This is a genomic window from Yeosuana marina, assembly GCF_011762485.1.
Classification (GTDB): domain Bacteria; phylum Bacteroidota; class Bacteroidia; order Flavobacteriales; family Flavobacteriaceae; genus Yeosuana; species Yeosuana marina.
Genome location: NZ_JAAKGI010000003.1, coordinates 201497 through 214670, shown reverse-complemented (window position 1 = coordinate 214670; position 13174 = coordinate 201497). Strand labels below are relative to the sequence as shown.

At 34.4% G+C, this 13174-nt stretch carries 7 protein-coding genes; 6 read left to right on the top strand and 1 reads right to left on the bottom strand.

The window, feature by feature from the left end; genetic code table 11:
• Positions 1-3: 3 nt before the first annotated feature.
• The 3 genes from G5V56_RS05565 to G5V56_RS05555 are packed head-to-tail and all read left to right on the top strand — an operon-like array spanning position 4 to position 5985.
• Positions 4-1353 carry a TolC family protein gene (locus G5V56_RS05565; RefSeq protein ID WP_166962702.1) on the top strand — a complete coding sequence of 450 codons (1350 nt, stop codon included), beginning with the start codon at positions 4-6 and terminating at the stop codon, positions 1351-1353.
• Between the two features lie 5 nt (positions 1354-1358).
• The gene (locus G5V56_RS05560) at positions 1359-2516 is read left to right on the top strand and encodes an efflux RND transporter periplasmic adaptor subunit (RefSeq protein WP_166962700.1); all 1158 of its coding nucleotides are present in this window, start codon (positions 1359-1361) and stop codon (positions 2514-2516) included.
• 7 nt (positions 2517-2523) lie between these two features.
• Positions 2524-5985, top strand: a complete 3462-nt coding sequence (locus G5V56_RS05555) for an efflux RND transporter permease subunit (protein ID WP_166962698.1) — start codon at positions 2524-2526, stop codon at positions 5983-5985.
• 121 nt (positions 5986-6106) lie between these two features.
• Here the strand turns inward: G5V56_RS05555 and G5V56_RS05550 are convergent, their stop codons facing one another.
• Positions 6107-8986, bottom strand: coding sequence for a TonB-dependent receptor (locus tag G5V56_RS05550; RefSeq protein ID WP_166962696.1), 2880 nt, complete (start codon positions 8984-8986; stop codon positions 6107-6109).
• A gap of 270 nt (positions 8987-9256) precedes the next feature.
• On the opposite strand from G5V56_RS05550, the gene aspS reads away from it, so the two are divergent.
• The 3 genes from aspS (at position 9257) to G5V56_RS05535 (ending at position 13157) form a co-directional block, all read left to right on the top strand.
• Positions 9257-11014: an aspartate--tRNA ligase gene (gene aspS / locus G5V56_RS05545; RefSeq protein WP_166962694.1), complete on the top strand. Its 1758-nt coding sequence runs from the start codon at positions 9257-9259 to the stop codon at positions 11012-11014.
• A 17-nt stretch (positions 11015-11031) separates the two neighbouring features.
• Positions 11032-12819, top strand: coding sequence for a chloride channel protein (locus G5V56_RS05540; RefSeq protein WP_166962692.1), 1788 nt, complete (start codon positions 11032-11034; stop codon positions 12817-12819).
• Between the two features lie 101 nt (positions 12820-12920).
• Positions 12921-13157, top strand: coding sequence for a hypothetical protein (locus G5V56_RS05535; RefSeq protein WP_166962690.1), 237 nt, complete (start codon positions 12921-12923; stop codon positions 13155-13157).
• Positions 13158-13174: the final 17 nt, after the last annotated feature.

Here is a 13174-nt window from a genome sequence, read left to right as displayed (position 1 = left end):
AACATGACCAAAAAAATTGCTTTTATATTCGTTTTTCTAATAAATATTTCAATCTTTTCGCAAGAAAAAAACCAACATTTTAGCTTGCAAGAAGCTATTGACTATGCTTTAGAAAATAATAGAACCTCAAAAAATGCGCAACGAGATATTGAGGCTGCTAAACAACAAAAATGGGAAACTACAGCAACAGGATTACCACAAATAGATGCTACTATAGATTACCAAAACTTTTTAAAACAACAGGTATCATTGATACCAGCTGAATTTTTTGGAGGAAACCCAGGAGAATTTGCCGAACTTACTTTTGGTACTAAACAAAGCATGTCTGCTACTGCTACGCTAAGACAAAAACTGTTTGACGGTTCTTATTTAGTTGGTTTACAATCTGCTAAAGTATATTTAGAGATTTCTAAAAATGCAAAAACAAAAACAGATTTAGAAGTTAGAAAAGCCGTTATTAACGCTTATGGAAATGTGTTGCTAGCTGAACAAAGTGTTCAAATTCTGGAACGCAACAAAGCAGTCCTTGAAAAAAACCTGAATGACCTGACCCAAATGTATAAAAATGGCCTTGAAGAAGAAGAAAGCGTTGAGCAATTACAAATCACTTTATCTGGTGTAGATAGCTCATTAAAAAATACGCTTCGCTTAAAAACTTTAGCCTACCAAATGTTAAATATTACCTTAGGACTGGATGTGCATAACAAAACCATTGTTACCGATAGTCTTGAAGATTTAACTTTGAAAAATATGTCGTTAGACTTGCTTGAATCTCCTGTGAATGTTGAAAACACTATTGATTACCTAATTGCAGAAAACGATAAAAAATCAAAAGAGTTGCTGCTTAAATTAGAAAAAAGCAAAGCGCTTCCAACATTAAATGCTTTTGTTAATGGGGGTTATCAAGGGTATGGAGATAACTTCAACTTTACCAGTAAAGACCAAAAATGGTTTGGCTCATCCTTATTAGGGATTAACATGAACATTCCAATTTTTAGTTCTTTAGGACGAAGTGCTGCTACACAACGAGCTAAAATTAACCTTGCAAAATCTGAGGACGATTTAATTGAAACCGAACAAAAATTACAACTTCAAATAGCTTCGGCAAAAAGCGATTATCAATTCGCTATCGAAGATTACGATAACAAAAAGCAAAATTTAAATCTTGCAGAACGTATTGAGAAAAAAAACGAAATCAAGTTTTTTGAAGGGATTGCTTCAAGCTTCGATTTAAGACAAGCCCAAACCCAATTATATACTGCTCAGCAAGAATTTTTACAAGCTATGCTTGACGTTATCAATAAAAAAGCAGAACTAGAAACTATAACAAACTCAATCAACACAAACGAATAATTATTATGAAACAAATAATCACTATTACTATTTTGTCATTGGCACTTTTTTCTTGCGGGAATAAAGAAACTTCGGTCGAAGATTTAGCCAAAAACGGTTCTTTAACAGAGTTACGTGCCAAGAAAAAAGAACTTGGACAACAACAAACAGAAATAAAACGTCAATTAACCGTTCTTGAAGATAAAATCAATGAGTTGGATAATACTAAACACAAAGACCTAGTAACAACGTTAACACTAAAAGACACCATTTTTAAACATTTTACCGAAGTACAAGGTGATGTAGAAACAGACCAAAATATTATTATCTATCCACAGTTCTCAGGTACTTTAACCAAAATTTACGTTAAAGAAGGCCAAAACGTAAGTAAAGGGCAACTTCTTGCAAAAATTGATGATGGCGGACTTTCTAGTCAATTGGCTCAGGTAAAAGCACAAACGGAATTGGCAAAAACTACTTTTGAACGCCAGTCGCGTTTATGGGAACAAAAAATTGGTAGTGAAATTCAATATCTGCAGGCCAAAACCAATTACGAAGCTTCAAAAAATTCGTTTGATCAATTGGAAAAACAATTAGGAAAAACCAATGTAACAGCTCCTTTTAGCGGTACCATAGACCAGATTATTACCGACCAAGGAAGTTTGGTAAGTCCTGGACAAAGCCCTCTAATGCGAATTGTTAATACAAACAATATGTATGTAAAAGCCGATGTTCCAGAAAACTATTTAGGCAAAGTAACTGAAGGATCTGAAGTTCTCGTCGATTTTATTTCGCTCGGAAAAACCTATACAGGAAAAATACGTCAGGTATCAAATTACATCAATCCTGACAATCGAAGTTTTAGTGTTCAAGTGGCTCTTCCAAATAAAGATCATGTGCTTAAACCTAATTTAATTGCAACCATAAAATTGAACGACTATGTTGCTAATAACACTATAGTAATACCAAATAATATCGTTCAAAAAAATGGCAAAAATGAATCTTTAATTTTTATGTTTATACCAGAAACCGATTCCACGGGTACGGTAAAACAAACCATTATAAAAACGGGCAAAGAACAAAATGGTGAAACTGAAGTATCAGAAGGATTAAAATCTGGTGATATTATCGTTATTGAAGGCGCTAGAACCTTACGCGATGGTCAAGAAGTAAGCATTAAATAAGCAACACATGAGCACTAAAAACAACTATAAAGATTTTAAACTTTCTACTTGGGCCATCGACAATCGAATGACGGTTTATGTCATCATTCTTATTGTGTTAATTGGTGGCGCTATGGCCTATTACAATATGCCAAGAGAATCATTCCCTGAAATTATTGAAACTAAGATTTATGTTAGTACTTTAAATCCTGGAAACTCTGCCGAAGATATTGAAAAGTTTATCACAGAACCTCTTGAGGAGGAATTTAAAAACATCAGTGATGTTAAAGAAATAACCTCTCAAACAGTTCAAGATTACTCAACAATTTTGGTAGAGTTTGAAGAAACAGTACCCATTTTTGAAGCCAAACAACGTGTTAAAGACAAAATTGATCAAGTAAAAACTGATGTTACCTGGCCAACCCTGAGTAATGGCTCTAAGGCTGAACCCAATGCATTTGATTTGAATATTTCTGAAGAAATGCCAATTCTTAACATCAATCTTACAGGAAATTATACCTCAGACCAGCTAAAGGATTATGCCGAACATTTACAGGATAAAATTGAACTCTTACCGCAAATTAAAGAGGCTACCATACGGGGTGTAGACGATAAAGAAGTTGAAGTTGCTGTAGATATCTACAAAATGTCCGCAGCTATGGTAAGTTTTGATGACGTTATTAATGCCATTAATTATGAAAATAAAACTGTTTCTGGGGGTAATATTATTAATAATAATTTTCAAAAGAATATTCGAATTATAGGCGAAATTGATTCTCCTTCAGAATTAGAAAATATTATTGTGAAAAAGGATGGAGGCAATGTGTATTTAAAAGACATTGCTCAAATTAGTTTTAAAGAACAAGATGCAACAACTTATGCTAGAGAATATGGGAAGCCCGTAGTAATGCTTGATGTTAAAAAGCGTTCTGGCAAAAATATGATCCAAGCTGTTGAGCAAATTAAAGAGATTATTAAGAAGGAAAAAGCTGATTTTTTCCCTGAAGGCTTACATATTTCGACTTCCAATGATCAGTCCATCAAAACCGAAAACCAAGTAAATGATTTGGTTAACAATATCATTTTTGGAATTATTTTGGTAGTTGGAGTCCTCATGTTCTTTTTAGGATTTAGGAATGCTTTATTTGTTGGATTTGCCATTCCTCTCTCAATGCTAATGTCGCTTATCATTTTAAGTTCGTTTGGTTACACAATGAACACCATGATTTTGTTTGGATTGGTTATGGGGCTCGGTATGTTGGTTGATAATGGTATTGTGGTTGTAGAGAATGTGTATTCGTTAATGTCGCAAGGAATGCCAAGATTAAAAGCCGCTAAACAAGGTATGGGAGAAATAGCATGGCCTATTATAGCATCAACGGCTACCACGTTAGCAGCATTTTTTCCTTTAGGATTATGGCCAGGAACTATTGGTAAGTTTATGATTTACTTTCCAATTACGCTTTCTGTCGTGTTAACCTCATCGCTATTTGTCGCATTAGTAATTAACTCCATGCTCACAGCACGTTTTATGAAAATTGAAGAGGAACCGCTATCAAAACGTAAATTAATACGTTGGAGTTTAATCATGTTTTTTGTTGGTGTTCTTTTATTAGTTGGAGGACTTGCTATAAACTCTGGTACCTTAGTTGGCTTTGGTAATTTATCTATTTTAACAGCTATCATGTTATGGGCTTACAAGTACTTCTTAAAAGGTGCAATTGATTATTTCCAAAACAAATGGCTTAATAAATTAGAGGATTTTTACGAATTAACATTAAGTAAGGCCATTAACGGTAAAATGGCTTATGTGGTTTTAATAGGAACCTTTGTATTACTTATATTTTCATTCATATTAACAGGCATTGCGCAACCAAAGGTTTTATTTTTTCCTGAAAACGAACCGAATCAAATCATTACTTACATAGAATATCCAGAAGGTACAGCTATTGAAAAAACCAATGAGCTCACAAAACAAATTGAGCAACGCATTTATAAAACCATTAAAAAATATGAAGACGCTGATGGTTATAATTACATGGTAGAGTCAGCGGTTTCACAGGTTGGTAAAGGCTCTGGAAATCCACAAACCGAAAGTGGTAATCAAAGTGATATGCCACATAGAGCAAAAGTTACGCTATCTATGCGCGATTTCCAATTACGAAGAGGTGTTAAAAGTAGTACCGTTTTAGAAGAAGTTAGGAGTGCTGTAAGAGGCTTTCCAGGAGCGTCTGTAGTAGTTGAAAAAGATGCCGCTGGTCCACCAACTGGCTACCCAATAAATATTGAAATTAGTGGTGACGATTACGACCGAATGCTAATTGTAGCCAAAAATATGAGAGCGTATATTGAAAGTTTAGGCGTTGCTGGTATTGAGGAACTCAAAGTGGATGTCAATAAATCGAAACCTGAATTAGATTTACGAATTGACCGACAAAAAGCGGGACAATTAGGAGTTTCCACAGCACAAATAGGCAATACTATTCGTCGTTCTATTTTTGGGCAAGAAGCTTCAACCTATAAAGATGGTAAAGATGACTACCCAATTAATGTGCGCTTTAATAGTGCCGATAGATATGATGAAAGCACAATTTTGAATCAGCCTATTACCTTTAGAAACAATAAAGGACAGTTAGTACAAATTCCCATTGCACCTTTGGTGAAAAAAACAAATATTGAAGCTTTCAACGTCATAAAACGAAAAAACTTAAAACGCGTTATAACTATATATTCTAATGTTTTGGGTGGTTATAATCCTACCGAAATCGTAAATGAGCTCAAACAAGACCTTAATAGTTACGAAATGCCTTCAGACATTAACTTTAAATTTACTGGAGAACAGGAAAAACAAGCAGAAAATCAAGCTTTTTTAATGAAAGCTTTATTGTTCGCACTAGGAGGTATCCTATTGATTTTGGTAGCACAATTCAGTTCTATTTCAAAACCAATCATCATCCTTAGTGCTGTCGTGTTAAGTTTAGCTGGCGTATTTTTAGGCTTAGTAATTTTTCAAATGGATTTTGTGGTAATTATGACTATGATGGGAATTATCTCGCTTGCAGGAATTGTGGTTAACAATGCCATCGTACTCATCGATTACACCCAAATCCTAATAGATCGTAAAAAAGAAGAATTAGGCATTGATGATGAACAATACTTAACCAAACAAATGTATTACGAACTGATTATCGCTGGTGGAAAATCGCGTTTACGACCTGTGCTTTTAACGGCAATTACAACAGTTTTAGGATTGATTCCACTTGCAGTTGGATTGAATATCGATTTCTTCGGATTGTTTACCAAATTCGATCCAAACATTTATGTTGGCGGAGATAACGTAATATTTTGGGGACCATTGGCATGGACTGTTATTTTCGGATTGATTTTCGCAACGTTCCTAACTTTGGTAGTTGTTCCGGCTATGTTTTACCTATCTAATCGCGCTAAAATTAAGTACGCAAAAGACGATATGTTACCTTTGGGTAAATAAAGTTCTTAGTTTAGGAAAAGTCTTGTAAAAAAGATTTTTCTAGTTAACAAACTTTGTCCTTACCGACAATAAAAAAGCCTCGACAAAAGTCGAGGCTTTTTTTCTTTATACACTTTTTAAATTATTTAAGATTAAAACTTAATCTAGCAAAAAGAAAACGGCCTCCAATTCCAAATTGTTGGGCTCTTCTTGACCAATCAAAACGACCATCACTTCGGTTATTAAACTGAGGTGCCGCTCTATCTGGATAGATATCAAACAAATTATTTGCACCTATAGTAATGGTTGTGCTCTCTGCTACTTTATATCCAAAAGATAAATCAGTTACTAATTTTGATCCAAATACTTGTTGGTTAGCAACTGTTGAAGTTGCTTCAGTAACTTTACCAAACCAAACATTTCTTAAAAAGACATTAAACTTATCTGTTGTTAAACTATTTGATAGGTTGATTTTAGTTCTTGGCACAGCTTCTTCTAAGTATACCCGGCTATCTTCTGGGAAATAGGTGCCAACTTGACCAGCATTAATTAAAACTTGTGATGCTTTAATACCACCCACTTGTTTTGTTTTAGAAAACGTTCCAGATAAATCACTTTTTAATTTTGCAGATGTTCCTACTCTGGCATCATGAGTTATTACAACATCTAATCCTCGTGACTCTGTATCAATGGCGTTAGCAAAAAAGGATGCCGCAGAAGCGTTGGCTTGAGATAATAACTTATCCAATTCTGTTCCTGTTCCAGGTCCTTTAAATTGACCTGTGTAGACAACTCTATCATTGATACCAACCCAATAGCCATCAACAGTTAGTGTTAAGTGGGCATCAGGAAATTTAGATGTAAACCCTAAACTAACACTTTTTGATGTTTCTTGTTTTAATTGTGGAATTCCCAATAATTTAGCAGCCTTACTATCATTTGAGAATGTTCCAACTTCTTGTGGATTTCCAGCATTATCAAAAATAGTTGAAGTCGAATTAAAATTCAATTGATGCAAAGATGGCGCCCTAAAGCCCGTATTAAATGCGGCTCTAAAATTAGTGTTTTCTCCAGCTTTTAATCTTGTAGCCACTTTAACATTAAGCGTTGAACCAAAATCTGAATAATCTTCAAATCGTAAGGCTCCACTTAATAGAAAACTTTCAGTAATGTCTGCTTCCAAATCAAAATACCCTGCTACACTACTTCGTCCTCTAGATAATTCGTTAGCCGGACTAAATCCAGGAAATACTTGAGATCCGCCAGGTCTTGAAGCTCCAAAGAAATCTTTTGCAGGTATTTGTGAAGCTAATGTAATTACCTGACCATCTGCCGTGTATTGTGCATACGAAGGTTGCTCGCCCGCAACAATTTCATAATTTTCTAAACGATATTCAGCACCAAAAGCCACGTTTAAACCAGACATAATATCATCATAAAACTTACTGATATCTAAATTGGTTGTGTTTTGTGCAAACGAAAATCCACCAGCATCAAAAAATGTTGGAGATGCTTTTTGCATAGAAGCGTTGTAGGTATTACCAATGGTGTATAAAAAAGAGTTTTTTCCATAGGTATTACTAAAATCAACATCCCAATCGTTAATTTTACCTTTAATCCCTACAGCAATTGATTTATCACTGATAGTTGAATTAATTTCTGGTAAAAACCCGTTAATGTATGCAGGCGTATACGTTCTACTCTGATTAGGCAATCTATAAAACCCGGCTGAATTTCCTGTTCTTGAACTTAAGCCCGCAAAAGAATACAACTCGGTTCCTTTATCATCTAAAGGCAAAGAGAAATTTGCGAAAAAACGACCACCACGCAAAGCAGATTGGCCAACGCGCATATTAAAGTCGCTTCTTGTCAATCCTCTAGCTGCTAACTCTGCAGCCGTATTATCACCAGATAAAATTGGCTGTAAGTCTGCTTTGGTCGATGCTCCATTTAATACAATTCCCGCTTGGTTTGCATACTGAATAACATCAGTTACATCATCATCTAATAATTGAGATAAATCATATCCATCATTATTAGCAAATCGTTCAACTGTATTATACAGATTGAAAATAGTTCCTTCCCATTCTTTCATTCTGCTATAATCCTGTCTAACATCAAAATCACCAGTAAAATTGATGAATCCTCCTTTATCACCAAGGTCTAAACCATAGTTGGCACTAACATTAGTTGTTTCTCCATCTACTCCACCAGTTTGATCATTGGCATTCTTTGAGAAATTTGCACCGCTTGTAACGTTTAACATTAATTCATTGGTACTTTTCTTTAGTACTATATTAATGACACCCGCAATAGCATCCGATCCATATTGTGCGGCGGCTCCGTCACGTAAAACCTCAATACGAGCTATTGATGCTGCTGGAATCGCATTTAAATCAGTTCCTACACTACCACGCCCAAAGGTTCCGTTAACATTGATTAAAGAGGAGTTATGACGCCTCTTTCCATTAATTAAAACTAATACTTGATCTGGCCCTAAACCTCTCAAAGAGGCCGGATCAACATGATCTGTACCATCTGAAATGGTTTGAGTGTTTGAGGTAAAAGAAGGTGCTACATAATTTAAAATTTGATTTAGATTTACTTGTGGACCTGCAGTAACTAGTTCAGATACATCAATTACATCAACTGGTACGGCCGTATCAATTGACGATCGATTCGGGTTTCTTGTACCAATAAGCATCACTTCATCTAAAGCAACACCTTCTGTTAGTGACACCGTAATTTTTTGTCCCGATGATACGGCGACTTCTTTAGTGTCATATCCAAGAGAGGATATTACAATCGTAGCTGGAAAACTAGCTACATTTAAACTAAAGTTACCATCAAAATCAGTAACAGTACCCGTTGTAGTACCTTTAATGATTACGTTAGCCCCAGGAATAGGACTGTTAGAACTTGTCTCAATTACTGTTCCCGTAATCATTCCCTGAGCCATCATAGCTAGCGGAGAAAACAGTAATACAAACAAATAAAAGTTAAATTGTAAAGTTTTTTTCATAAGTTAATTGTTAGAGTTAGTATTAAATTATTTTGAATAAGTGTGAAGAAAATTACAAAATAATTGTCTTGATAACAATTAATTTGGCTTTTTAACAAATTAAATAGCGTCTTTTAGTTAATTAATTAGGAATAAATAATTTAAAAAATTATACTAATAAGATATAAATTATACACTAAATCTTAGTTTATTAATAAGATATCTTCCTAAATTTGCACCCTGTTTAATTCGTGCTATGTTTTTAGCATTAAGTGTTTTAATTTCTAATATATGTATCGAAGTCATAATTGTGGTGAGTTAAATGCATCACATATAAATACAGAAGTAACATTAGCTGGCTGGGTTCAAAAATCTCGTGATAAAGGATTTATGATTTGGGTAGACCTTCGTGATCGCTACGGTATAACGCAACTTATTTTTGATGAAGAACGTACCCCAAAAGCTATTATCCAAGAGGCCAAACTTCTTGGTAGGGAATTTGTAATTCAAGTTAAAGGAAACGTTATTGAGCGTAGTTCTAAGAATCCAAATATCCCAACTGGTGAGATTGAAATTTTAGTATCAGAATTGACTATTCTTAACAAAGCGTTATTGCCTCCTTTTACTATTGAAGATAAAACCGATGGAGGTGAAGAACTACGAATGAAATATCGTTATTTAGATATTCGTCGTAACCCTGTAAAAAACAGTTTAATTTTTAGACATAACGTTGCGCAAGCTGTAAGGAACTATTTATCAAAAGAAGGTTTTATAGAAGTTGAAACACCGTATTTAATAAAATCAACTCCAGAAGGAGCGCGCGATTTCGTGGTACCTTCTCGCATGAATGCGGGTCAGTTTTACGCCTTACCTCAATCTCCACAAACCTTCAAGCAATTGCTTATGGTTGGCGGGATGGACAAATATTTTCAAATTGTAAAATGTTTTAGAGATGAGGATTTACGTGCCGACAGACAACCCGAGTTTACACAGATTGACTGTGAAATGGCATTTGTTGAACAAGAAGATATTTTAAATGCTTTTGAGGGATTAACACGTCATTTACTTAAAGAAATTAATGGTATAGAGGTAGAAAAATTTCCCAGAATGTTGTACGATGATGCCATGCGTCTATACGGTAATGACAAACCAGATATTCGTTTTGGTATGGAGTTTGGCGAGCTAAATAGTGTTACGCAACATAAAGATTTTGGTGTTTTTAATAGTGCCGAATTAGTTGTTGGTATCGCTGTTCCTGGTGGAAATGTATATACAAGAAAAGAAATAGATCAACTTATTGATTGGGTAAAACGCCCGCAAGTTGGAGCTTTAGGAATGGTGTATTGTCGTTGTAATGAAGATGGAACTTATAAATCATCTGTAGATAAATTTTACGACCAAGACGATTTCGCAAAATGGGCAGAAATTACTGGTGCTAAACCAGGAGATTTAATATGTGTTTTGTCTGGTGAAACTTATAAAGTAAGACCTCAATTAAGTGCTCTAAGAATGGAATTGGCAACACGCTTAGGGTTACGCAAACCAAACGAGTTTGCGCCATTATGGGTTATTGATTTTCCACTTTTAGAATGGGACGAAGACACTAAGCGTTATCACGCTATGCATCACCCTTTTACATCTCCTAAACCAGGGCAATTAGAATTATTAGCTACAAATCCTGGAGATGTTAAGGCCAATGCTTACGATTTAGTTTTGAACGGAAATGAAATTGGAGGAGGTTCTATCCGTATTCACGATAAAAAAACACAATCTTTAATGTTTGATTATTTAGGGTTTACAGAAGAAGAAGCAAAAGCACAATTTGGATTTTTAATGGATGCCTTTCAATATGGTGCGCCACCACATGGTGGTTTAGCCTTTGGATTAGACAGATTAGTCGCCATATTAGCCGGTCAAGAAATTATAAGGGATTTTATTGCGTTCCCAAAAAATAATTCTGGTCGTGATATTATGATTGATGCTCCAGCTTTTATTGATCAAAACCAGTTAAAAGAATTGCATATTAAATTAGAAGGATTAGACAAATAAAATTATCTGAAAAAATAATGCCTTTACGTTCAAAAGAAATCTTTAAGAAATTTTTAAAATGGAAATATAAAAATATTTCCAATAAGCAGTTTATAAATATTTCGAGTGCCATAATTGGCCTGTTGGCTGGTCTGGGTGCAGTTACTTTAAAAAATGCTACACACTTTATTCAGCATGTATTAGAAGGAGCTATTTTAAAAGAAATTCACGAAAATCTTTATTTTATTTTCCCTGTTATTGGATTGTTTTTCGTGTTAATTTTTATAAAATATGTAGTTAAAAAGAAAGTTGGCCATGGTATTCCCTCTACGTTATTTGCTATATCCAAACTAAAAGGCATCATGCCAAAACACCAAATATGGGCGTCTGTTATTACTGCCCCATTAACGGTTGGTTTTGGAGGTTCTGTTGGGCTAGAGGGTCCAACGGTTGCAACCGGTGCTGCTCTAGGGTCAAATTTTGCTCGCCTTTTTCACTTAAATCAAACTACAAGAAACTTATTAATTGGTGCAGCAGCAGCAGGCGCCATGTCAGCTATTTTTAAAGCGCCCATAGCAGCTATTGTATTTGCTGTAGAAATTTTTAGCTTAGAACTAACTTTAGCCTCTATGATTCCTTTGTTATTGGCTTCAATAACAGCTATTTTAACATCTTATTTCTTTTTAGGCGATGATGTATTATTGCATTTCACTTTAGATGATAAATTTTTATTAAAAGATGTTTTATTTTATGTGTTTCTAGGGGTTTTTACTTCCTTAGTTTCAGTATATTTTAGCAAAGTATATTTTGGAATTAGTGACTTTTTTAGCAAAATTGCCAGTCCCTACAAGCGGTTATTAATTGGTGGTATTCTATTGGGAGGCCTCGTTTATCTTATCCCACCATTATTTGGTGAAGGTTACGAAACAATTAATAGAGTTTTAAGAGGAAATATTACAGCTGTTGTTAACGACAATTTTTTTAATTCAGTAAACAATAATACTCTCGTTATCGGTCTATTCCTTTTAGGCTTAATTTTATTTAAAATTATAGCAACATCTCTAACCTTTGGAGCTGGTGGTATTGGTGGTGTTTTTGCTCCTACGCTTTTTACGGGTAGTTTAACAGGTAGTTTGTTTGCCTTTTTAATGAACTATTTTTTTGGATACGACCTCTCTTTAATCAATTTTGCAATGGTTGGTATGGCTGGCCTTATGGCTGGTGTTTTATTAGCTCCGTTAACAGCCATCTTTTTAATTGCTGAAATTACAGGCGGATACGAATTATTTATTCCATTAATGATTGTGGCCTCCATCTCCTTTATGATTACCAAACGCTACATACCACATAATATTTATGCGGCTCAATTAGCAAAAAGAGGCGAACTTGTTACACACGATAAAAACAAAAACATATTGATGTTTTTAGATATTAACAGAATTATAGAAACAAATTTCTCAGTTATCACGTCCAATATGAATTTAGGAGAAATTGTAAATACAGCTGTTATTCTATCTAAACGAAATATTTTCCCAGTTATTAAGGCTAAAACTAAAGAATTAGCTGGTATTATTCTTTTAGATGACCTAAGATCTATCATGTTTGATCAAGATTTATATGGTGAAGTAAGAGCTCGCGATATCATGCATGCTCCTCCTGAAATCATTGATATTGACAAAGATAAAATGACTGATATAATGAAAAAATTTCAAGATAGCAGCGCTTGGAATTTACCGGTTGTAAGAGATGGTGTTTATATTGGTTTTATTTCTAAATCTAAACTTCTAACAGCTTACAGAAACAAGTTAATTGAAGTGAGTGGTTAAACTATAAACACATGAAACGAGCATTCTCAAAGTATTATTATCTTCGGGAATGATTGTCTGCGAACGGCATGTGACCGATGAAAAACAATAAAATTAAACACATGAAATACCTTATTGCATTCTTATCAATACTATCTGTTGGTTGTATCTTTACGGGATATGTAATGGATTTTGAAAACTCTCAAAAACTAATTGGTTTTGGAGTTCTCGGATTGTTTTTTCTAGTTTTTCCGTTATTCGCGTATCACAGATGGAAAGATAAAGATGTTAAAGATTACATGCTTACCAAAGAAAACCTAGATAAAATGCGCGAACGCGAAGGCGACACCAGAAGATAATTATATTTTGGGCGTTA

What these genes read in the sequence shown, in the direction of transcription:
- G5V56_RS05540 (WP_166962692.1), top strand. Translation starts at nt 11,032, where the DNA reads ATGCCTTTACGTTCAAAAGAAATCTTTAAGAAATTTTTAAAATGGAAA.
- G5V56_RS05560 (WP_166962700.1), top strand. Translation starts at nt 1,359, where the DNA reads ATGAAACAAATAATCACTATTACTATTTTGTCATTGGCACTTTTTTCT.
- aspS (WP_166962694.1), top strand. Translation starts at nt 9,257, where the DNA reads ATGTATCGAAGTCATAATTGTGGTGAGTTAAATGCATCACATATAAAT.
- G5V56_RS05535 (WP_166962690.1), top strand. Translation starts at nt 12,921, where the DNA reads ATGAAATACCTTATTGCATTCTTATCAATACTATCTGTTGGTTGTATC.
- G5V56_RS05555 (WP_166962698.1), top strand. Translation starts at nt 2,524, where the DNA reads ATGAGCACTAAAAACAACTATAAAGATTTTAAACTTTCTACTTGGGCC.
- G5V56_RS05550 (WP_166962696.1), bottom strand. Translation starts at nt 8,986, where the DNA reads ATGAAAAAAACTTTACAATTTAACTTTTATTTGTTTGTATTACTGTTT.
- G5V56_RS05565 (WP_166962702.1), top strand. Translation starts at nt 4, where the DNA reads ATGACCAAAAAAATTGCTTTTATATTCGTTTTTCTAATAAATATTTCA.